This window comes from Aestuariivirga litoralis (assembly GCF_015714715.1).
Taxonomy (GTDB): domain Bacteria; phylum Pseudomonadota; class Alphaproteobacteria; order Rhizobiales; family Aestuariivirgaceae; genus Aestuariivirga; species Aestuariivirga litoralis_A.
Genome location: NZ_WAHS01000001.1, coordinates 1,924,983 through 1,946,139, shown reverse-complemented (window position 1 = coordinate 1,946,139; position 21,157 = coordinate 1,924,983). Strand labels below are relative to the sequence as shown.

The 21,157-nt window shown below is 59.7% G+C and carries 18 protein-coding genes; 14 read left to right on the top strand and 4 right to left on the bottom strand.

Annotated elements, in window-relative coordinates; all coding sequences use genetic code 11:
- The first annotated feature begins 2 nt into the window (after window positions 1–2).
- From xdhB to F8B91_RS09795, 12 genes are all read left to right on the top strand, one after another.
- Entirely contained in the window at window positions 3–2,309 is a 2,307-nt protein-coding gene (gene xdhB / locus F8B91_RS09850) for a xanthine dehydrogenase molybdopterin binding subunit (protein ID WP_246715008.1), read from the top strand.
- Entirely contained in the window at window positions 2,306–3,151 is an 846-nt protein-coding gene (gene xdhC / locus F8B91_RS09845) for a xanthine dehydrogenase accessory protein XdhC (RefSeq protein WP_196503530.1), read from the top strand. The genes xdhB and xdhC overlap by 4 nt, the downstream gene beginning before the upstream one ends.
- Window positions 3,148–4,665 (top strand): ABC transporter ATP-binding protein, encoded by a 1,518-nt coding sequence (locus F8B91_RS09840; RefSeq protein WP_196503529.1) that lies wholly within the window; start codon window positions 3,148–3,150, stop codon window positions 4,663–4,665. Before xdhC ends, F8B91_RS09840 begins: the two co-directional genes overlap by 4 nt.
- Entirely contained in the window at window positions 4,655–5,725 is a 1,071-nt protein-coding gene (locus F8B91_RS09835; RefSeq protein ID WP_196503528.1) for an ABC transporter permease, read from the top strand. Before F8B91_RS09840 ends, F8B91_RS09835 begins: the two co-directional genes overlap by 11 nt.
- Window positions 5,725–6,600, top strand: coding sequence for an ABC transporter permease (locus F8B91_RS09830; RefSeq protein WP_196503527.1), 876 nt, complete (start codon window positions 5,725–5,727; stop codon window positions 6,598–6,600). Before F8B91_RS09835 ends, F8B91_RS09830 begins: the two co-directional genes overlap by 1 nt.
- Window positions 6,601–6,628: 28 nt before the next feature.
- On the top strand, window positions 6,629–7,711 hold the full coding sequence (locus tag F8B91_RS09825) for a BMP family ABC transporter substrate-binding protein (protein WP_196503526.1): 1,083 nt from the start codon (window positions 6,629–6,631) through the stop codon (window positions 7,709–7,711).
- Between the two features lie 75 nt (window positions 7,712–7,786).
- Window positions 7,787–8,974 (top strand): urate hydroxylase PuuD, encoded by a 1,188-nt coding sequence (locus F8B91_RS09820; protein ID WP_196503525.1) that lies wholly within the window; start codon window positions 7,787–7,789, stop codon window positions 8,972–8,974.
- A 13-nt stretch (window positions 8,975–8,987) separates the two neighbouring features.
- Window positions 8,988–9,482 (top strand): 2-oxo-4-hydroxy-4-carboxy-5-ureidoimidazoline decarboxylase, encoded by a 495-nt coding sequence (gene uraD / locus F8B91_RS09815; protein ID WP_196503524.1) that lies wholly within the window; start codon window positions 8,988–8,990, stop codon window positions 9,480–9,482.
- Window positions 9,479–10,744: a guanine deaminase gene (gene guaD, locus F8B91_RS09810; protein ID WP_196503523.1), complete on the top strand. Its 1,266-nt coding sequence runs from the start codon at window positions 9,479–9,481 to the stop codon at window positions 10,742–10,744. Before uraD ends, guaD begins: the two co-directional genes overlap by 4 nt.
- A 75-nt stretch (window positions 10,745–10,819) precedes the next feature.
- Window positions 10,820–11,581, top strand: a complete 762-nt coding sequence (locus tag F8B91_RS09805) for an SDR family NAD(P)-dependent oxidoreductase (protein WP_196503522.1) — start codon at window positions 10,820–10,822, stop codon at window positions 11,579–11,581.
- A gap of 1 nt (window position 11,582) precedes the next feature.
- Window positions 11,583–12,686, top strand: a complete 1,104-nt coding sequence (locus F8B91_RS09800; protein ID WP_196503521.1) for a THUMP domain-containing class I SAM-dependent RNA methyltransferase — start codon at window positions 11,583–11,585, stop codon at window positions 12,684–12,686.
- Between the two features lie 53 nt (window positions 12,687–12,739).
- Window positions 12,740–13,525: an SDR family oxidoreductase gene (locus tag F8B91_RS09795; RefSeq protein WP_196503520.1), complete on the top strand. Its 786-nt coding sequence runs from the start codon at window positions 12,740–12,742 to the stop codon at window positions 13,523–13,525.
- Here the strand turns inward: F8B91_RS09795 and F8B91_RS09790 are convergent, their stop codons facing one another.
- Window positions 13,526–13,984: an Lrp/AsnC family transcriptional regulator gene (locus F8B91_RS09790; protein ID WP_196503519.1), complete on the bottom strand. Its 459-nt coding sequence runs from the start codon at window positions 13,982–13,984 to the stop codon at window positions 13,526–13,528. It abuts the gene before it with no gap.
- 101 nt (window positions 13,985–14,085) lie between these two features.
- Between F8B91_RS09790 and putA the strand changes: the two genes are divergently transcribed.
- On the top strand, window positions 14,086–17,580 hold the full coding sequence (gene putA, locus F8B91_RS09785; RefSeq protein WP_196503518.1) for a bifunctional proline dehydrogenase/L-glutamate gamma-semialdehyde dehydrogenase PutA: 3,495 nt from the start codon (window positions 14,086–14,088) through the stop codon (window positions 17,578–17,580).
- On the opposite strand, the gene F8B91_RS09780 is transcribed toward putA, so the two are convergent.
- Window positions 17,577–18,029 carry a MarR family winged helix-turn-helix transcriptional regulator gene (locus F8B91_RS09780; protein ID WP_196503517.1) on the bottom strand — a complete coding sequence of 151 codons (453 nt, stop codon included), beginning with the start codon at window positions 18,027–18,029 and terminating at the stop codon, window positions 17,577–17,579. The genes putA and F8B91_RS09780 overlap by 4 nt on opposite strands.
- Window positions 18,030–18,080: 51 nt before the next feature.
- Between F8B91_RS09780 and F8B91_RS09775 the strand changes: the two genes are divergently transcribed.
- A complete protein-coding gene (locus F8B91_RS09775; RefSeq protein WP_196503516.1) occupies window positions 18,081–19,295 on the top strand; it encodes an MFS transporter in 1,215 nt (404 codons plus the stop codon).
- Here the strand turns inward: F8B91_RS09775 and F8B91_RS09770 are convergent.
- Window positions 19,292–19,942 carry a class I SAM-dependent methyltransferase gene (locus tag F8B91_RS09770; protein WP_196503515.1) on the bottom strand — a complete coding sequence of 217 codons (651 nt, stop codon included), beginning with the start codon at window positions 19,940–19,942 and terminating at the stop codon, window positions 19,292–19,294. The genes F8B91_RS09775 and F8B91_RS09770 overlap by 4 nt on opposite strands.
- Window positions 19,920–21,155: a DUF3419 family protein gene (locus F8B91_RS09765; protein WP_196503514.1), complete on the bottom strand. Its 1,236-nt coding sequence runs from the start codon at window positions 21,153–21,155 to the stop codon at window positions 19,920–19,922. The genes F8B91_RS09770 and F8B91_RS09765 overlap by 23 nt, the downstream gene beginning before the upstream one ends.
- Window positions 21,156–21,157: the final 2 nt, after the last annotated feature.

Sequence of the window (21,157 nt, the reverse complement as noted above, 5' to 3'; positions counted from 1 at the left end):
CGATGGCCCGCCCCCTCGCACAAGTTGGAAGGTCGCTGAAGCATGACAGTGCTGATCTTCATGTACAGGGCCTTGCCAATTACGTCGACGACATTCCCGAAATCGAAGGCACGGTGCATGTAGCCCCCGGCTATGCCAAGGACGCTGCCAAGGGCAAGATCACCAAGCTGGACTTGTCCGCTGTTAGGGCTGCACCCGGCGTGTTGGCGGTTTTCACTGCCGAAGATATTCCGCATACCAATGGCTGCAGCCCGGTGGGCCGGGATGATGATCCCGTTCTCGCGCGCGGCGAGATTGCCTTTCATGGCCAGGTGATTTTCGCTGTCGTGGGTGAAACCCGCGATGCCGCGCGCCGTGCCACGCGCCTTGCGGTGATTGAAGTGGCCAAGGAAAAGCCGGCTGTCTCGGTGGCCGACGCGGTGGCCATGGGCACCCAGGATATTTCACCACCCTATGCCTTCAACAGCAAAAACCTCGCCGGCGCATTGAAAGCCTCTGCGCATCGCCACAAGGGCAAACTGACCATCGGCGGGCAGGAACAATTCTATCTCGAAGGCCAAGTGTCTTACGTCGTGCCGCAGGAAAAGGGCGGCATGTTCGTGCACTGCTCCACCCAGCACCCGACCGAAGTGCAGCATCTCGTGGCGCATATGCTGGGCATTGATGATGCCCTGGTCACCTGCGAATGCCGGCGCATGGGCGGCGGTTTTGGCGGCAAGGAAAGCCAGGCGGCACAATGGGCGTGCCTGGCTGCCCTCACGGCCTATAAGCTGAACCGCCCGGCCAAATGCCGCCTCGACCGCGACGACGACATGATCATGACGGGCAAGCGCCATGACTTCGAAGCGGAGTTTGAAGTGGGTGTCGGCAAGGACCTGCGCATCAAGGGTGTCTCCGTCGATCTCTTCGGCCGCTGCGGTTACTCAGCCGATCTGTCAGACGCGATCTGTGATCGCGCCATGTTCCATTCCGACAATTCATATTTCTACCCCGAATATCACATCGGCACGCGGCGCCTGCGCACCAACACTGTGTCCAACACTGCTTATCGCGGCTTCGGTGGCCCACAAGGCATCATCTTTGCCGATGCGATGATGGAGCAACTCGCCATCTCTCTGGGCATTGATGCGTTGGAGCTACGCAAGAAGAATCTCTACGTCCGGGGCCGCGATGTCACGCCCTATGGCCAGAAGATTGAAGAGCACGTGCTCGTTAATCTCGTGTCCGAGCTGGAGCGCACCTCGCAATATGCCAAGCGCCGCAAGGAGATTACCAAGTTCAACAAGCAGAGCCGCTGGCTGAAAAAAGGCCTCGCACTCACCCCGGTGAAGTTCGGCATCTCCTTCACCTTCACCCAGATGAACCAGGCCGGAGCACTGGTGCATGTCTATACCGATGGTTCCGTGCATCTCAATCACGGCGGCACCGAGATGGGGCAGGGGCTTTATCAAAAAGTGGCGCAGGTTGTGGCCGAGGTTTTCAGCATTGATGTGGAGCGCGTGAACATCACCGCCACCCGCACCGACAAAGTGCCGAACACTTCACCCACCGCCGCATCCTCCGGCACTGACCTCAACGGCATGGCCGCTTTCAACGCGGCCAACACCATCAAAGCGCGCATGACTGAATTTGCCGCCAAGCTGTGGAAGGTCAAACCCGCTGCAGTAAAATTTGAAAACAGTGTGGTGAGTGCCGGCAAGAAGGCGATGAGCTTCACCCAACTGGCCCAGGCCGTGCGGGCCGCGCGCATCTCGTTGTCCTCCACCGGCTTCTATGCCACGCCAAAAATCCATTGGGACAGGCCATCGGGAAAGGGCCAACCCTTCTTCTATTTCGCCAATGGCGCTGCCTGTTCAGAAGTTCTGGTCGATGTGCTGACCGGCGAGATGAAAGTCACCAAGGTGGATATTCTTCAGGATGTCGGCCGTTCGCTCAATCCGGCGCTGGATATCGGCCAGATTGAAGGCGGCTTCGTGCAGGGCATGGGCTGGCTGACCACCGAAGAACTGGTTTTCGACGCGGAAGGCCGCCTGCGCACCCACGCGCCTTCGACTTACAAGATTCCCTGCGCCTCGGATGTGCCGGAGCATTTCAAGGTCGTGCTCTATCAAAGCAAAGGCAACAAGGAAGACAGCATCTATCGCTCCAAAGCCGTGGGCGAACCGCCGTTGAACTTGCCAGTTTCAGTTTGGTGCGCCGTAATGAATGCAGTGGCCAGCCTGAGGCCCGGCGTGGTGCCCGATCTCCATGCGCCCGCCACCGCAGAGGCGATCATGAAGGCGGTGAAGAGCATGGGGGCCGCAGCATGAATATCTGGGCAAAGGCAGCGGGCATTCTGGAGTCGGGCGCACCCTGCGTCATGGTCGAAGTGACCAAGGCCGAAGGCTCAACCCCGCGCGAAGCGGGCGCCAAGATGCTGGTCACCCCGCGCGGCTATTCCGGCACGATCGGCGGCGGCACCTTGGAATGGCACGCCATGGCGGAAGCGCAAGCGATGCTGGGCAAGCCCGGCATCATCCGCACCATGACGCGCTCACTTGGTCCCGATCTTGGCCAATGCTGTGGCGGGCGCGTCAGCCTGCGCCTGCAAAGTTTGACGATAGCGGACATGGCGCAAGTGAAGACGATGGCGGAAGCCGAACTTGAAGATTTGACGCATTTAAACCTTTGGGGAGGGGGGCATGTGGGGCGGGCGCTGGTTTTGGCGCTCGCTCCACTTGCTTTTAGGATCACCTGGTGGGACCAGCGCGAAGGCGCATTCCCAGCCTATGTGCCCGAGAATGTAATTTGCCGGGCCGGGGGGCTTGATGGAATGAAAGAGGGTGGGCTGGTCCTGATCATGACCCACAACCACAATCTGGATTTCGAGATCGCCGATTTCGCTCTGCGGCAGGATCACTTCTTCCGCGTCGGCATGATCGGCAGCGACACCAAGTCAGTGCGCTTCCGCAAACGCCTCGCCGCAGCTGGCCACAATGCCGAGGCGCTGGAACGACTGGTGTGCCCGATTGGATCGAAAGCGATCCATTCCAAGCTGCCGCCGGTCATCGCCGCCACCGTGGCCGTGCAATTGCTGGAATGGCAACAAATGTTGAAAACTGTTGAATTCCCTGTTGCCGCACCGCAGCATCTGGATAAGGTGATGTCATGACGGAGCTTCTGGCAGCGAAAAATATTGTCAAAGTTTTTGGCACCTTGCGGGCCAATGATAACGTTTCGCTCTCGCTCAAATCAGGTAAAATCCACGCCCTCCTCGGCGAAAATGGCGCAGGCAAGTCCACCCTCGTCAAGATGATCTATGGCGCTCTGCAGCCAACGTCAGGCCATTTTGAATGGATGGGAAAGCCCGTCACGATAGCCAGCCCATCGGAAGCGCGCGCACTCGGTGTGGGCATGGTGTTCCAGCATTTCTCACTGTTCGAAGCGCTCACGGCGGCGGAAAATATCGCCCTCGCCATGCCCGGCAAATTTGATGTGAGCACGCTTTCGGCCCGCGTAAAAAAACTCTCTAGCGAATATGGCCTGCCGGTTGATCCGGCTTCCACTATTGCCGATCTTTCCGTCGGCCAGCGCCAGCGCGTGGAAATTGTCCGCTGCCTGCTGCAGAATCCGAAACTGCTGATCCTTGATGAGCCGACATCCGTGCTCACGCCGCAAGAGGCTGAACAGCTTTTCGTCACCCTGCGCCGCCTCGCATCCGAAGGCTGCGCCATCCTCTATATCTCGCACCGCCTCGAAGAAGTGCGCAAGCTTTGCGACACCGCAACGGTCATGCGCCAGGGCAAGGTGGTCGCTGCCTGCGTTCCGAAGAATGAAACGCCGGCTTCGATGGCCCGCATGATGGTGGGCTCTGATGTGGCCGCCGTTCACGCCCATTCTGCGCCGCCCAAGGGCCCAGTGCGCTTGCATCTCGATCATCTCTGCACCGAAGCCGATGGCTTCGAAGTGGCTTTGCGTGATGTGTCGCTGGAAGTGCAAGGCGGTGAACTCGTCGCCATCGCTGGCGTGGCCGGCAACGGCCAATCGGAATTCTTTGATGCATTATCGGGTGAGCTTTCCGCCAAGAAGGCAGGCCAAGTCATTATTGATGGTGCCGCTTGCGGTTTTGAAAATGTAACCCAGCGCCGCCGCCGTGGTGCCGCCTTCGTGCCGGAAGAGCGCTTGGGTCACGCCGCCGTGCCGGGCTTTGCGCTTTCCGACAATGCTGTGCTCACCTTGCATTCGGTGGATGGCAAACTGTCCAAAAATGGCGTGCTCCGGAAGTCCGAGGCGCTGGCCATGGCAGCGCAAGTGATCAAGACTTACGATGTGCGCAAGGGCAAGGTTGATCCTGAGGCCCGCTCTCTCTCCGGCGGCAATCTGCAGAAATTCACCGTCGGCCGTGAGCTGGAGCGCAAGCCCGGCATTCTCGTCGTCAATCAGCCCACCTGGGGCGTTGATGCTGGCGCTGCCGCCACCATCCGCCAGGCGCTGATTGATCTGGCGCGGTCGGGCTCTGCCGTCCTCGTCATCAGCCAGGATCTGGATGAGATTTTCGAAATCGCGGACCGCATTGCAGTGATCTCGCGCGGCCAGCTTTCCAAGGCCGGCCCGCGCTCGGATTGGACGCTTGAAAATATCGGCCTGGCCATGGCCGGCGCGCATGAGGTGACCGATGCCGCTTAGACTTGAAAAGCGGTCCGAACGCTCAGCCACCATGGCGCTGCTGTCGCCGGTGATCGCCATCGGTCTCACACTGATATTCGGCGCGCTAGTCTTCTGGGGCCGCGGCGTTGATCCGTTGCACGGCCTCTATGTCTATTGGCTTGAACCGCTGACTGATGAATGGAATCTGGAAAAGCTGGTGGTCAAAGCCACCCCGCTGGTGTTGATGGCGTCTGGCCTCGCACTCTCATATCAGGCCAATGTGTGGAACATCGGCGCTGCGGGCCAGCTTTTCATGGGTGCGCTGTTTGCTGGCCTTATCCCAGCGATTTTCACCTCGTGGCAGACGCCGGAAGTGATGGTTGTGATGCTGCTGATGGGCATTCTGGGTGGTGCGCTCTGGGCCTTGATTCCGGCCTTCCTGAAAGTGCGCTTCAATGCCAATGAAATCCTCACCTCGCTGATGCTGGTCTATGTGGCCGGGCTGGTGTTTGACTGGCTGGTGCGCGGCGCGCTGCGCGACCCCAAGGGCTACAACTTCCCCAAAACGGTGAATTTCGCCGGCTGGCAAACCCTACCCACTTGGGGCGACATTCATCTCGGCGCACTCTTTGCCGTAGTGATCGCTCTCGGCCTCGGCTTCCTGATGTGGCGCATGCTGAAAGGCTTTGAACTGCGCACTCTAGGTGCCGCCCCGCGCGCGGGCAAATTCGCCGGCTTCTCGATGAACCGCGCCGTGTATTTCTGCTTCCTGGTTTCGGGCGGCCTTGCGGGCCTCGCTGGCGCTTGCGACGTGATGGGCGTGGGCCGCCAATTGCAGACGCCTTATTCCACGCCTGATTATGGTTTCGTTGCCATCATCGTGGCCTTCCTCGGCCGGCTCAATCCGATTGGCGCGATCTTCTCCGGCGTGCTTCTTGCCATCACATTCCTCGGTGGCGAAGCCGCGCAAACCACGCTGCAGATTCCAGACAAAATCGCCAAGGTCTTCCAGGGCGTGCTGCTGTTCTTCGTACTCGCCTGCGACACACTCATCCTCTACCGCATCAAATGGGTCTCATCCCGGAGCAAGCAGGACTGATGGAACAATTTTACGCCATAGCGATCACCATCATCGCCGCCTCCACGCCTTTGCTGATCGCCGCCATCGGTGAACTGGTGGTGGAACGGTCCGGCGTGCTCAATCTCGGTGTTGAAGGCATGATGATCATGGGCGCCGTCACCGGCTTCGGCGCCACCTTCATCACCGGCAATCCCTATATCGGGCTGTTCGCCTCGATTTTCGGCGGTGCTTTGATGGCGCTGCTGTTCGGTTTCCTCACCCTCACCTTGCTGGCCAACCAGGTCGCCACCGGTCTTGCCGTCACGCTGCTGGGTGTTGGCCTGTCTTCGCTGCTGGGTGAGGCATTTGTGGGCCAGCCGATCCAGCGCTTGCCCAGCTTCTACGGCATCAATGTCCTGATCATTTTCTCTTTCATCCTCGTGGGCCTCGTCTCCTGGTTCCTGTTCCGCACCAGGCCCGGCCTGATGATCCGTGCGGTTGGCGACAATCATACTTCGGCTCATGCCATGGGTTTCCACGTGGTTGGCCTGCGTTATGCATGCGTGGTCTTCGGTGGTGGCTGCGCGGGTCTCGCCGGCGGTTATCTTTCCGTGGCGGACACCCCGCAATGGGTTGAAAACATGACGGCGGGCCGCGGCTGGATTGCGCTTGCCCTTGTGGTGTTCGCAACCTGGCTGCCTAAAAGAGTGATTTTCGGTGCCTATCTTTTCGGCACCATCTCCATTCTTTCCTACACGGTGCAGACTTTTGGCTGGGGCATTCCGTCCCAGCTCTTGTCCTGCACGCCCTACCTTGTCACGATAGTGGCACTTGTGGTGATCTCCGGAAACCGGCGGTTGCTGCGTGCCAATACACCGGCTTGCCTTGGCCAGCCCTTCGTGGCTGACCGTTGATTTTTTTGTTCAAACAGGGAGAACTTTGATGAAGAAACTTTTGATGACTGCGGCCATCGCCGCTGCGGCTTTGGGCTCTGCCTATGCCTCGGCTGACGCTGCCGACAAGATGGACAAGGTGAAGGCATGCTTCGTCTATGTCGGCGCCATCGGCGACATGGGCTACACCTTCCAGCACAATGAAGGCGTGAAGGAGCTCCAAAAAGAGCTCGGCGACAAGGTCGAAACCAAGATCGTTGAAAACGTGCCGGAAGCTGATGCGGCAGGCCCGATTGAACGCCTGGCCCGTGATGGCTGCAATATCATCTTCACCACCTCGTTCGGCTTCATGGAACCGACCCTCCAGGTCGCTGCCAAATATCCCAAGGTGATGTTCGAACACGCCACGGGCTTCAAGACCGCGCCGAACGTGTCGACCTATAACGCCAAGTTCTACCAGGGCCGTTATGTGCAAGGCGTGATCGCCGCCAAGATGTCGAAGACCGGCACCGCTGGCTACATCGTCTCCTTCCCGATTCCGGAAGTGGTGATGGGCATCAACTCGTTCCTGCTCGGCGCGCATTCAGTGAACCCCGACTTCAAAGTCAAGATCATCTGGGTCAACACCTGGTTTGATCCGGGCAAGGAAGGCGATGCCGCCAAGGTTCTGTTCAGCCAGGGTGCTGACATCATCGTGCAGCACACTGACTCTGCGGCTCCGATCACCGTTGCTGAAGAGCAGAAGAAGTTCGGCTTCGGCCAGGCTTCCGACCAGATCAAGTTCGGCCCGCATTCGCAGCTGACCTCGACCATTGACAGCTGGGGCCCGTACTATGTGCGCCGCGTCAAGGAAATGCTCGACGGCACCTACAAGTCGGAAGAGCAGAACTGGGATGGCATGGCTGAAGGCACCGTCACCATGGCGCCGTTCACCAACATGCCGGACGACGTGAAGGCGCTTGCCCAGAAGACCTATGACGACGTCAAGTCTGGCAAGGTCGAGCCCTTCACTGGCCCGCTCACCAAGCAGGATGGCACCACGGTCGGCGAAGCCGGAAAGCCGCTGCCCGCTGGCGATATCCTTGGCATGAACTATTACATCAAGGGCATCGACGACAAGCTGCCGCAATAAGATGTAGTTTGATCCCGGCCCTCATCTTTGCGGCAGCAAGGGTGAGGGCCATTTCTTGTAAGCAAGCCGAAAGCCATGCAACTCGATCCATTCCTTCTTGATTGGTTGAACATCCTGGTCCGTTGGGGCCATTTGATCGCCGGCATCAGCTGGATCGGTACGTCATTCTATTTCGTCGCCCTGGATCTCTCACTGCGCAAGGATGTGCCGCTGCCCAAGGGCGTGGCGGGCGAAGCCTGGGAAGTGCATGGCGGCGGTTTCTACCATGTGCAGAAATACCTCTCCGCCCCCGACAATCTTCCGCCGCATCTGATCTGGTTCAAATGGGAGGCCTATCTCACCTGGATCACCGGCTTCCTGCTGCTCATCATCCAATATTATGTGCAGGCCGATATTTACCTGGTTGATCCTGCAGTCATGCCGCTCAACGCTTGGCAGGCCTCCGGCATCAGCATCGGATCATTGATTGCAGGCTGGTTCATTTACGATGCCCTGTGCCGCTCTCCCATTGGCAAGAGCACCGGTGTGCTGGCGCTCTGCGTTTATGCGATGATCGTGGCCGCCTCTTGGGGGTTCTCTCACGTCTTCTCCGGCCGTGGCGCCTTCATCCATGTCGGCGCTTTCATCGGCACGATCATGGCCACCAATGTGTTCGGCGTGATCATTCCCAACCAGGGCAAGATCACCGCGTCCCTGCTCAAGGGCGAAGTGCCCGATCCCAAATATGGCGTGATCGGCAAGCAGCGCTCCACCCACAATACCTATCTCACGCTGCCGGTCCTTTTCATGATGACCAGCAATCACTATGCCGTCATCACTGGCTATCCGCAGGCGTGGGCGCTCGTCGGCATCATTGTGCTGTTCGGCGGCCTGGGGCGTTATTTCCTGCTGCGCCATGAAGTGGGCGACAGCATGGATAAGATCGGCTGGGCCGTGCCTGTGATTATGCTGCTGCTGGCTGGCGCGATGCTGCTAACGCAGCCCTCAAGCAAACCGGCTCTCAACATCCAGGTCAGCGATGATCAGGCGCTATCCATCGTCACTCAGCGTTGCGCCGCTTGCCATTCGGCCAAGCCTACTGATCCCACCATCAAGGAAGCCCCCAAGGGCATCATGTTTGCATCGGTGGATGACCTGAAGCGATACGCCGTGCAGATTGACGCGCAGGCGGTGCGCAATCATTCGATGCCACTCGGCAACAAGACCGGCATGACCCAGGACGAGCGTGACCAGCTCGGCGCTTGGATTGCCAAACTGAAATGATTTCGGACCTCCTATGAAACTGAATGAAGTGAACACCCTTGATGCGGCAGGTTTTGAGCGCGTCTTCGGCGACATTGCCGAACATTCGCCCTGGGTGGCGCAAGAGGCTTTCGCCGCAGCCCCCTTCGCCTCGCGCGACGCGATGATCAAGGCCTTCCGCCGCGCCATGCGTGATGCCAGCGACGCCGCGAAAATCACCTTGCTGCGCGCCCATCCCGATCTCGCCACCCGCGCCAAGCTCACGGAAGATTCAACCAATGAACAAAAGGGTGCAGGCCTCGACACTTTGACGGCAGAAGAATTTGCCCGCTTCACTGAACTCAACGATTCCTACAAGGAAAAGAACGGCTTTCCCTTCATCTTCGCGGTGCGTGGCGCGACCAAAAATCAAATTCTTTCCGGATTTGAAGAACGCATCCATAATGACACCGATGCGGAATTCGAAACTGCATTGGAACAGGTGGGCCGCATCATCCGTTTCCGCCTGGAAGACCGGATCGAAGAATGACAAAATTGCTCATCGGCCAATTGGTGCATTTCGGCGCCGAGCCACACCAGGTCGTGCATGAAGAACGTGGCGGGCTGGTGGCCGGCGATGATGGCACCATCCTCTGGCGCGGGCCGCTGGCTTTGTTGCCGGAAGCCTTCTCTCATATCGAGCGCGATGATCACGGCAAGAAGCTTCTCATGTCGGGCTTCATTGATGCCCATATCCATTTCCCGCAATACCGCATGTTGGCTGCAGCCGCTGTCGATCTGCTCGATTGGCTGTCGCGCTACACCTTTCCCGAAGAAGCGCGCTACGCCGACCGCGTTTACGCCGATACTGCCGCAGAAATCTTCCTGCAGCGCCTGTTCAGCAATGGCACCACATCGGCGCTGGCCTTCTGTTCCTCACACAAAGTCTGTGCCGAAGCGCTGTTCGCCGCTGCCGCCAAGCGCAACATGGCGCTCATCACTGGCAAAACCATGATGGACCGTGGCGCCATCCCCGCCGTCGAGGATGATCCCGAACAATCAGCCATCGATACGCTGGCGCTGCACAAGGCCTTCCACAGCAAGGGCCGCCTGCGCCACGCGGTCACGCCGCGCTTTGCCATTACCTCCAGCGACAAACAACTGAAGCTGGCCGGCGAAGTGCTGCAGGATTGTCCTGGCGCATTGATGCAGACGCATCTCTCCGAAAGCCTGGGCGAGATCGCGCGCGTGAAGGAACTGTTCCCCAATGATCACGATTATCTGGGAGTCTATGAACGCTTCGGACTTCTCACCGATCGCAGCCTGTTCGCCCACGGTATCCATCTCTCCGAAAGCGAAGCGAACCGTCTGAGTGAAGCGGGCGGCACGGTGGTGCATTGCCCCACCTCCAACACCTTCCTCGGCTCCGGCCTGATGTCGATGGATCACTTGCGCAGCGTGTCGCTCGGGCTGGCCACCGATGTGGGCGGCGGCACCAGTTATTCCATGCTGCAGACTTTGGGTGAGACTTACAAAGTGCAGATGCTGTGCGGCCTGAAACTAAAGGCCACCGAATTATTTCACATGGCCACATTGGGCAATGCACGGCGGCTGAAGATCGAGCTTGAAACCGGCTCGCTCGATGTCGGCAAATTCGCTGACGTGATCGTGCTGGATCCGGAAGCCACCCCCGTCCTCGCCGCGCGCCATCCACTCTCGCAATCGCTGGAAGACGTGCTGTTCTCGCTGGCACTGCTGGGCGATGACCGCGCCATAAGCGCCACCTATGTGGCGGGCCAGCGCGTCCACTAAATCCTTTACCGTCATTCCCGCGAAAGCGGGAATCTGTGGTATGTGCTGATCATTGATCAGGACAGGGGACAGAACATGGACGTAGCATTGGTCACCGGCGCATCAGCCGGGCTGGGCGTGATTTTCGCGAAGAAGCTTGCTGCGCAGAAACAGAATCTCGTTCTGGTGGCGCGTCGCAAAGACAGGCTCGAAGCTTTGGCCAAGGAGCTGAAGACCGCTCACGGCGTCGAAGTTTTCGTTGAAACGGCAGATCTGGGCGAACCAGGTGCTGCGGCAAAGCTGATGAAAGCTGTGGCCGGGCAGAAGCTCACCATCTCCACGCTGATCAACAATGCCGGCCTCGGCACACTCGGAAATTTTGCCGAGCAGACGCCTGAGTCGCAAACCAACATCGTCAATGTGAATTGCACCAGCCTGATCGAACTCAGCCACGCCGTGCTGCCGGAGATGATCGCGCGCAAATCCGGCGCCATTCTCAATGTGGCCTCCACCGCCGCCTTCCAGGCCGGACCTAAAATGTCGATTTACTATGCCAGCAAGGCTTTCGTGCTCAGCTTCTCGGAAGCGCTGCATGACGAAGTAAAGAAGCACGGCATCCATGTTTCATGCCTGTGCCCCGGCCCGACCAGGACAGAATTTTTCGAAACGGCGGGCGCCACGCAGATCGGCCTCGCCAAACTGGCCGGCTCTCCCGAAAGTGTGGTCGATACCGGCCTCAAGGCACTGGCCCGTAACAAGACCTTCGTGGTCACCGGCCTGCACAACAAGATCATGGCGCAAGGCACGCGTTTTGCGCCACGCGCGGTGACCCGCACCATCGCGCGCGTGCTGATGTAGGATGCAGACTTTCGAAATCTTCCTCCTGTCCACACCGGGCCTTGAACGGGTCGTGGCTGAAGAAGCCGCTGCGGCAGGCTTTGACGTCACCGGCAAACATGCAGGCGGCGTGACCATCCATGGCGCATGGCCCGAAGTCTGGCGCGCCAATCTGGAATTGCGCGGGCCTGGTGCCGTTCTCGCCCGCCTGGGCACATTCCGCGCCAGTCATCTGTCGGAGCTCGACAAGAAAGCCCGCAAATTTCCGTGGGATGAAATCCTGCGCGCAGATACGCCGGTGAAAGTTTCCGCCGCCTGCAAGGCCTCGCGCATCTATCATTCGGGTGCCGTGAAGCAGCGCGTGGAAGATGCATTGAAAGCCGCAGGTCTCACCATCGCTGAAGATGCCGATGTGGAAGTTATGGCCCGCATCGAGAAAGACATCTGCACCATCAGCATCGATACATCGGGCGCGCTGCTGCACAAGCGTGGCCACAAGGAAGCGATGGCCAAGGCACCTTTGCGCGAAACCATGGCGTCCTTGTTCTTGCGCCAATGCGGTTATGTGGGCACCGAGCCGGTGCTTGATCCCATGTGCGGCTCCGGCACTTTCGTGCTAGAAGCGGCCGAAATTGCGCGTGGCCTGCATCCCGGCCGCGACCGCGCCTTCGCCTTTGAAAAGCTCAAGACCTTCGACGCCGCCGCCTGGGCGCAGATGCGCCTGCCTAAACCCGCTGTGGACCTGCCATTCCGCTTCACCGGTTTCGACCGCGATGCCGGTGCCATCACCGCCAGCAAGGCCAATGCCGAGCGCGCGGGGGTCGCGTCGATGACAGACTTTGCGCAAGCGCCGGTCAGCGCTTTGCGACGGCCCGAAGGCCCGCCCGGCCTCGTCATCGTCAATCCGCCTTACGGCAAGCGCATCGGTGATGTGAAGAAGCTCACGGGCCTCCACGCCGCCTTAGGTCAAGCGTTGCGCGAAGGCTTTTCGGGCTGGCGCGTGGGTCTTGTCACCAACGAAAAGGCGCTGGCGCAAGCCACCGGCCTGCCTTTCATCAAGCCTTCCGCTCCCGTCCTGCATGGCGGCCTGCGCGTGCATTTGTGGCGCACGGAAGCTTTGAAATAATACTTCCATTTCACTTGCAAGATGGAATATATGTTCCATTATTGAGGTGAAGCATGCAGAACGACCAGAACAAAAACACCAAGGCCATCGTCACCGGCGGCGCTCAGGGCATCGGCTTTGCCACCGCCAAGCAGCTCGTGGCGGAAGGTTGCAAATCCATCGCCCTCATCGGCCGCGACAAGGACAAGGGCGCCAAGGCGGTTGCGGAGCTGGAGAAGGATGGCGCCTCCGCGCTGTTCATCAGCGCCGATGTGTCCGACGGCAAAGCGGCGCTGAACGCAGTGGAGCAGGCCACGAAGAAATTTGGTGTCATCAATGCACTGTGTAACGCCGCAGCCACTTCAGCGCGCGGCACGCTGCTGGAAACCACGCCTGAACTGTTCGACCAGATCTATCACACCAATGTTCTCGGCCCGATAATGCTGATGCAAGGCGTGGTAAAGGGCCTGATCGATGCCAAGCAGCCCGGCTCCATCGTCAATGTTCTTTCTATGTCCGGCCATGGCGGCCAGCCGTTCCTCACGGCCTATTCTTCATCCAAGGCGGCGCTGGCAGCCACCACCAAGAACGTCGCCCATGCTTACCGCTTCAACAAGATCCGCTGCAACGCGGTGCTGCCGGGCTGGATGGATACGCCGAATGAAGATGTGGTGCAGAAGAAGTGGCACAACGCACCGGATGATTGGCTGGCAAAGGCTGAAGCCGCCGCACCCATGGGCCAATTGGTGAAACCGCACCAGATGGCGCATCTCATCGCCTATATGCTGTCGCCCAATTCCGGCGTGATGACCGGCGCGCTGGTCGATTACGACCAGATGATCATCGGCCCGAACAGCTGATCACTTTTCCTTCACCGACTGCATCGCCACAAAGGTCGATGTGTTGGCCACATGCGGCAGGCTGGTGATTTTCTCGCCCAGCACCTGCCGGTATTTCTTGATGTCACCGGTGCGCACCTTCAGCAAATAATCAAACGCACCGGCAATCATGTGGCATTCTTCAACCTCGCGCACGCGCTTCACCGCGTTGTTGAATTTCTGCAGCGCGTCTTCGCGCGTGTCAGAAAGCTTCACTTCCACAAAGGCCACATGATCAATCCCCAACTTTGCGGGATTGAGCACCGCACGGAAGCCCTCGATATAGCCTTCCTTCTGCAAACGCTTCAGCCGCAATTGCGTTGGCGTTTTGGAAAGCCCGATCTTCGTGGCAAGATCAGTGATCGAAATACGGCCATCCACCGCCACGCAATCGAGGATCTTGCGGTCGAATTGGTCAAAATCACTGTTGGTTTGTTGCATTCAGGACAATTGCCTATCAAAGTCTATATTCTTGGAACAATATCCTGTTCTGGAGTAAAATGTAAGACCAAAGCCGCAATTCCAGGTGCTAAAACTGCCCCATGAGCAAAGCTGCCCCCAATCCCTTCGCCCAATTCGCCCCGCCGGTCCGCCCGGCCACGCCGCTGCGTCAGGCCATCACCAAAGCCTATCGGTTACCCGAACCGGACTGCGTGCCACCGCTTATCGATGCTGCCATGCAAACCCCAGCTCAAAAGAAAGCCATCGCCGCCACCGCCCGCCAACTGATCGAGCGCCTGCGCGCCAATCCGCCCAAGGGCGGCGTGCAAAGCCTGGTGCAGGAATACGCGCTGAATAGCCAGGAGGGCGTGGCGCTGATGTGCCTCGCCGAAGCCTTGCTGCGCATCCCCGATGATGCCACGCGCGATGCTTTGATCCGCGACAAGATTTCCGGCGGCGACTGGGCCGCGCATCTGGGCGGCGGCCGTTCGCTCTTCGTCAACGCCGCCACTTGGGGCCTCGTCGTCACTGGCAAGCTCACAGCGAGTGTCAATGATACCAGCCTCGCTACGGCCCTTGGCCGCCTCATCGGGCGCGTGGGCGAACCTGTCATCCGCGCCGGCGTGGACATGGCGATGCGCCTAATGGGCGAACAATTCGTCACCGGCCAAACCATCGAGGAAGCCTTGGCCAATGCGGCGAAGCGCCATGACAAGGGCTACCGCTTTTCCTTCGACATGCTGGGCGAAGCCGCCACCACCGAAGACGATGCGCGGCGCTATTACGCATCCTACGAAGCCGCCATCCACGCCATCGGTAAAAGCGCGGGCGAGGGGCCCTATGCCGGCGACGGCATTTCCATCAAGCTGTCAGCACTGCATCCGCGCTATGCCAGATCACAAGCCGCCCGCGTGATGAACGAGCTGCTGCCGCGCGTGGTGAAACTCGCGGCCATCGCCAAGAGCTACAATATCGGTTTCAACATTGACGCCGAAGAAGCCGACCGTCTGGAACTCTCGCTCGATCTTCTCGAAAGCCTCAGCTTCGATCCAGAATTGAAAAACTGGAACGGCCTTGGCTTCGTCGTGCAGGCTTACGGCAAACGCTGCCCCTTCGTGCTCGATTTCATCATAGATCTCGCCCGCCGCAGTGGCCGCCGCATCATGGTGCGTTTGGTGAAGGGCGCCTATTGGGACAGCGAGATCAAGCGCGCCCAGGTTGATGGCCTGGAAGGCTTCCCCGTTTACACGCGCAAGATCTACACCGATGTGTCCTACATCGCCTGCGCCAAAAAACTGCTGGCAGCACGCGATGCCGTCTTCCCGCAATTCGCCACCCACAATGCACAAAGCCTGGCCAGCATCTATCACATGGCGGGCGATGATTTCCGCCTCGGCGATTATGAATTCCAGTGCCTGCATGGCATGGGCGAGCCGCTTTATGATCAAGTGGTGGGAAAGTCAGGCCTCGCCCGTCCCTGCCGCATCTATGCACCAGTCGGCACGCATGAAACGCTGCTGGCTTACCTCGTGCGCCGCCTGTTGGAGAATGGCGCCAATTCCAGCTTCGTGAACCGCATCGCCGATGAAGATGTATCGGTGGATGAATTGCTGGCCGACCCGGCAGAAGCCGCCAGCCATATTTCGCCATTGGGTGCCGCGCATGAGGCGATCTTGGCACCCCGTTCCATCTTCGGCGCGCGTGCGAATTCCAAAGGCATAGACCTCGCCAATGAAGGTGCGCTCGCGGAACTAGCCAAGGCACTGGCCTTGAGCGCCGCCAAAAGCTGGGATGCAAAACCGCTGCTCGCCAGCAAGGCGAAAGCCGCCAAGGCGCGCGCCGTGTTCAATCCTTCCAACAACGCAGATCAAGTCGGCACCGTTGCCGAAATGAGCGCCACCGAAGTATCCGCCGCAGCGAAATCCGCCGCCGTTGCTTACTCGGCATGGAGCGCAAAACCGTCTGCAGACCGCGCCGCAATGCTCGAAACCGCCGCCGACTTGCTGGAAGCCAACATGATGGAACTCATGGGCCTCATCATGCGCGAGGCCGGAAAGAGCGCCGCCAATGCGATAGCTGAAGTGCGCGAAGCAGTGGATTTCCTGCGCTACTACGCCGCCGAAGCGCGCACCCATTTGCAAGGTAAGCAGGGCCTCGGTGTCATCACTTGCATCAGCCCATGGAATTTCCCGCTGGCGATTTTCCTGGGCCAAGTCTCCGCCGCCTTAGTGGCAGGCAATGCGGTGCTGGCCAAGCCGGCAGAGGAAACGCCGCTCATCGCATACGAGGCCGTGAAGCTGTTGCATCAGGCCGGTGTGCCGAAAGACGTTTTGCAATTCCTGCCCGGTGATGGCGCCATCGGTGCGGCACTGGTCGCAGCACCTGAGACTCAAGGCGTGATGTTCACCGGCTCCACCGAAGTCGCGCGCCTGATCAATGCCACACTATCGAAGCGGCTTTCCGCTGAAGGCCGCCCCATTCCACTGATCGCCGAAACCGGCGGGCAGAATGCGATGATCGTCGATTCCTCCGCCCTCGCCGAACAGGTGGTAGGCGATGTGATTGCCTCGGCTTTTGACAGTGCGGGCCAGCGCTGCTCGGCTTTGCGCGTGCTCTGTCTGCAGGAAGACGTCGCCGACCGCACGCTCGACATGCTGAAGGGCGCGATGCAGGAATTACGCGTGGGCAACACGTCCACCCTCAGCGCCGATGTGGGCCCGATCATCACGGCAGAAGCGCAAACCAATATCGAACGCCATGTGAGCGCGATGGCCGACAAGGATCACCCGGTAACGCGCGTTGAGATGGATTCTGAAACCAGCCAAGGCTCATTCGTGGCGCCCACTCTGATCGAGATTTCATCCATGTCCGAATTGCAGCGCGAGGTCTTTGGTCCCGTGCTGCATGTGCTGCGCTTTGCGCGCGATGATCTGGGCCAACTCATCGACGAGGTAAATGGAACGGGCTACGGCCTCACCTTCGGCCTGCATACGCGGCTCGATGAAACCGTGGCAGATGTCACGGCGCGCGTCCATGCTGGCAATGTCTATGTGAACCGCAACACCATTGGTGCCGTCGTCGGTGTGCAACCCTTCGGTGGTCACGGCCTGTCCGGCACCGGCCCCAAGGCCGGCGGGCCGCTCTATCTGCATCGTCTGGTGCGCGGCGCAGCGCCTGCGATGCCCAAAACGGAAATCGAATTGCTCGGCCCGGTGGGTGAGCGCAATTTGTACAAGCTGGCCCCGCGTGGCCGCGTTCTCTGCCTGCCGCAGACCGAGAAAGGCCTCGCCGAACAACTGCGCCTGATTGCCGAAACCGGCAATGAAGCCGTGGTCTCCGCATCGCCAAAGCTCAAAGTGCCTGAGGCCTTGCGCCTCAATGCGCCATGGCAAACATCAGGTCCCTACACGGCGGCTCTGGTTGAAGCCGAAGGCGCGGCGCTGCGCAGTTTGCTGGAGGCGCTGGCCGCCTTGCCCGGCCCGGTGATCCTCGCGCAAAGCGCGCCTTATGATCCCGCCTGGCTGATGGCCGAAACCTCAACCTCGATCAACACCACCGCTGCCGGTGGCAATGCGAGTTTGATGGCCATCGGCTAAGCCGAAAGCCGCATCATCGAAGCGCGCGCCTGATCTGCGACGGGCATGGTAATTTCCCGATCGAGTTTTGCATGCTCTGCCCGCCAGATCGGCACGGCTTGCGCGATGAGCTTCTGCCCGGCTGGTGTCAAGAACACCTGCTTGCTGCGCTGGTCCTCCGGATCAACCACGCGCTTCACCAGTTTGCGCCGGGCCAGCGTGGCAACGCCTGCGGTGAGTGTGGTGCGGTCCATGCCGAGAAAACTGGCCAGTTCCATCATGCTCCACGGCCGCTTGGCATTCAGCGCCACCATCATAGAGAATTGTCCATGGGTCAGGCCCAGCGGGCGAAATGCAATGTCAAACCGCCGGGCCAGTTTGCGGGCGGCACGCTGCGTGGCCAGGCACAGGCAGCGGTCCCGTACCTCAAAAACCACATCGACCGGCAGCCCACTTGCATCCTGCTTCATAATATGTTGATATCAACATAATCAATGAAGCACAAGTACTGGGAGCAAGCCATGCAAAATTCTTATCGTTGGGTGATCGTGGCGGTGGGCGGTCTCATCGGCTGCATCGCCATGGGCGCGCTGTTCGCTCTGCCGGTTTTCATCACCACCATGGCCGAACAATCGAAATGGTCGCATACCGGCATTTCCGCCGCCATGACCATCGCGTTTCTCTCCATGGCGTTCGGCGGCTTCATCTCCGGCACGCTGACCGACAGGCTCGGCCCCTTCAAAGTGGTATTGAGCGGCTCGGCCTTGCTGGCGGTCGGTCTGGCATTGGCGTCGCAAGCGCCATCGCTTCCGCTCTTTCAGCTGTTCTACGGCGTGTTCGCGGGTGTTGCCGCATCGGCCATCATGGCGCCGCTGATGGCCACCGTGGCGGGCTGGTTTGACACGCGCGTGGCGCTTGCCGTCTCGCTTGTCTCGGCCGGCATGGGGCTTGCTCCCGCCACCATGACGCCGCTGGCCAGCTGGCTGATCACTCATCATGACTGGCGCGTATCTATGCTCACTATGGCTGTGATCGTCGGCGCCACCATGGTGCCTTTGTCCTTCTTCATCCGCCGCCCGCCTGTCCTCGAAGCGATGGCGCAAGGCGCTGCTCCAAACGCTGCGGCAGGTCCGCAAATGTCGATAGGCGACGCGCTGAAATCGCCACCCTTTGTCATTCTTGCGCTCACCAACTTCTTCTGCTGCGCCACCCATTCGGGCCCGATCATCCATACGATCAGCTATGCCATGACCTGCGGTATTCCTCTCGTTCTGGCCAGCACGATCTATACGGTTGAGGGTCTCGCGGGCATGGGTGGGCGTTTGGTCTTTGGCCTTGCAGGCGATAAATTCGGTGCCAAGCAGGTGGTGGCTGTGGGCCTTCTCGCGCAAGCCATTCTGGCTTTGTGCTACGCCTTCGTCGGGCAGCTGCCGGGCTTCTATGTGGTGGCCGCGCTCTTCGGCTTCACCTATGCCGGCGTGATGCCGCTATACTCGGCACTGGCGCGCGAGAATTTCCCGGTCAGCATGATGGGCACCATCATCGGCGGCATTTCAGCCGCAGGTGGTTTGGGCATGGCGCTGGGGCCTTTGGCTGGTGGCCTGATCTATGATCAATTCGCCAGCTATTTCTGGCTCTATGCCGGTGCCGCAGGCATGGGCCTTGCGTCCTTCCTCACGATCCTGGCTTTCCGGCCCATGGCCAAGCCACAAATGCCGAGTGCAATTGTCGCCTAAGTCTTCACGACTTTCGCGATCAGTGCATAAGAACGATAGGGCCGTGCGATCTCCGCGCGGCCCAAGTGTTTCAGCGCATCCTCAAGTGCAAGGCGCGGTGTCACATGAAACTGCGCCAGCCAAGAGTAGAGCCCGCGCTTGAACCAGCCGGGCAGGTGCGCACAGTCACCAAAATCCACCACATGCAGCGCGCCACCCGGCTTCACCGCAGCGAAGGCCTGGGTGAGTGCAGCCTGCCAATCCGGAATCATCGACAGCGTGTAGGAGAAATAAAGCCGGTCAAACTGCGCTTGTCCGAACATGGTGGTAGCATTGAACTGCGTGGCATCACCAAGCGCGAGCGTGATGTTGTTTGCGCCTGCAGTGGAACGCTCCGCGCTGCGTAGCATCTCCGATGAAATATCGAAGCCAAAAAACTTTGCCTGAGGATAGCGCCGCGCCGCGCCGATCAGATTGCGCCCTGTGCCACAGCCGATCTCAAGCGCCGTCTCGCCGGGCGCGAGATCAAGCTGATCCAGCATCCGGTCGCGGCCCAGTAGATAATAAGCGCGCGTGGCATCATAGAAATGCCGCTGCACACCATAGATGCGGTCCATGCTTTCGGCATGGGCAAGTGAGTCCGCCTCAAGCCTTGAGTTCGTAGACATGGAAGCCCCCATAGATGGAAGACCGGTCGCGGGTATGGAGATCGGCTGACTTCTTCTCAAGATAAGTCCAGCGTGACAGCACATCTTCCGTCAATCGGCCCGGCAAGATTGTATCAGCGCCAGCCGTGCGGAAAATGACCCGCGCACCCGGCGCAGCCGCCGCGGTGATCGCACACCACAGGGCATTGAGCTGTTCGTCCGTCATCCAGTCCTGCGCATCAAGCAGAACCACCCGGTCCACGCTGGCCGACGGGGCCTGCGCCAGCACATGCGTCATGTTCGCCTGATGCACGCTGAGACGCGAGGCGCGGTCACGCAGCACATCGAAATTCTTTTCTTGCAGATAGGGCGGCAGTGGGCCCGAAGCGTCCGGCGCATAGGCGCGGCCAAAAGCCTGCCAGGCAAAATAATTTTCGCTCAGCGGATAATCGCAAGTGAGGCGGCGCAGGCGCTCGTACAAAACCTCGCCCATATTGCCGCCGCCAGATAACGCATCATATTGTGCCGGCGGAATGCCCAGGCCAAACAGCGCCATCGGCGATTTGGTCACACGCTTGACCAGGCGGCGCGTAAACAGCGGGCTGATATGCTGATGGAAATAAGCGCGCTGTTCGCCCAGATCCTGGCAGTCCAGAAAGCTCTGCAGGTTCAAGCCATAAAAGCGCGCCGCCATGTGGCCCGCACCGATGAACTTGCCGAGCAGCCCGCGACGATAGATGTTTTTCGCAAACCCGTCGATGCGCTTCTGGCCCCACAGATTGCGCCCTTCCCAATAGGCGCGCGTTTCGTTGTCAATCTGGCTGGCAAGGAAGCGGCGATAAAGATCAGGATTGGCCGCATCATCAGCCTCGCCGAAAAAGCGGTAGAAGCTTTCGCTATTCGGCAAATATTTGGCACCCGCGATTTTCAGCCGCACCAGCGCCACATGCGCCCGGTTGAGATCAACGGCCGTCACCCGCGCCGGCCCCGCCATCAAATAGCTCAGCGCATTGCAGCCGCCCGAAGCGATCGTCACCACATGGTGATGCGGCTGCAGTTCCATCGCCGCCATATCGACTTCAGGGTCTTCCCAGATTTGCGCGTAAACCAGCCCGCGGAACAGATAGGCAAACAGCCGCTCCTGCAAGCCGCGCCAGCCAAAGCCGCTGCCGGGGCCCACGGCGTCAAGCACCAGATGTTTGGTGCTATGTGAAGAGATGGCGTCAATGGTCATGC

Bases quoted from the DNA above. Each gene is read 5' to 3' on its own strand.
- xdhB (WP_246715008.1), top strand. From the start codon at position 3: ATGGCCCGCCCCCTCGCACAAGTTGGAAGGTCGCTGAAGCATGACAGT.
- xdhC (WP_196503530.1), top strand. From the start codon at position 2,306: ATGAATATCTGGGCAAAGGCAGCGGGCATTCTGGAGTCGGGCGCACCC.
- F8B91_RS09840 (WP_196503529.1), top strand. From the start codon at position 3,148: ATGACGGAGCTTCTGGCAGCGAAAAATATTGTCAAAGTTTTTGGCACC.
- F8B91_RS09835 (WP_196503528.1), top strand. From the start codon at position 4,655: ATGCCGCTTAGACTTGAAAAGCGGTCCGAACGCTCAGCCACCATGGCG.
- F8B91_RS09830 (WP_196503527.1), top strand. From the start codon at position 5,725: ATGGAACAATTTTACGCCATAGCGATCACCATCATCGCCGCCTCCACG.
- F8B91_RS09825 (WP_196503526.1), top strand. From the start codon at position 6,629: ATGAAGAAACTTTTGATGACTGCGGCCATCGCCGCTGCGGCTTTGGGC.
- F8B91_RS09820 (WP_196503525.1), top strand. From the start codon at position 7,787: ATGCAACTCGATCCATTCCTTCTTGATTGGTTGAACATCCTGGTCCGT.
- uraD (WP_196503524.1), top strand. From the start codon at position 8,988: ATGAAACTGAATGAAGTGAACACCCTTGATGCGGCAGGTTTTGAGCGC.
- guaD (WP_196503523.1), top strand. From the start codon at position 9,479: ATGACAAAATTGCTCATCGGCCAATTGGTGCATTTCGGCGCCGAGCCA.
- F8B91_RS09805 (WP_196503522.1), top strand. From the start codon at position 10,820: ATGGACGTAGCATTGGTCACCGGCGCATCAGCCGGGCTGGGCGTGATT.
- F8B91_RS09800 (WP_196503521.1), top strand. From the start codon at position 11,583: ATGCAGACTTTCGAAATCTTCCTCCTGTCCACACCGGGCCTTGAACGG.
- F8B91_RS09795 (WP_196503520.1), top strand. From the start codon at position 12,740: ATGCAGAACGACCAGAACAAAAACACCAAGGCCATCGTCACCGGCGGC.
- F8B91_RS09790 (WP_196503519.1), bottom strand. From the start codon at position 13,984: ATGCAACAAACCAACAGTGATTTTGACCAATTCGACCGCAAGATCCTC.
- putA (WP_196503518.1), top strand. From the start codon at position 14,086: ATGAGCAAAGCTGCCCCCAATCCCTTCGCCCAATTCGCCCCGCCGGTC.
- F8B91_RS09780 (WP_196503517.1), bottom strand. From the start codon at position 18,029: ATGAAGCAGGATGCAAGTGGGCTGCCGGTCGATGTGGTTTTTGAGGTA.
- F8B91_RS09775 (WP_196503516.1), top strand. From the start codon at position 18,081: ATGCAAAATTCTTATCGTTGGGTGATCGTGGCGGTGGGCGGTCTCATC.
- F8B91_RS09770 (WP_196503515.1), bottom strand. From the start codon at position 19,942: ATGTCTACGAACTCAAGGCTTGAGGCGGACTCACTTGCCCATGCCGAA.
- F8B91_RS09765 (WP_196503514.1), bottom strand. From the start codon at position 21,155: ATGACCATTGACGCCATCTCTTCACATAGCACCAAACATCTGGTGCTT.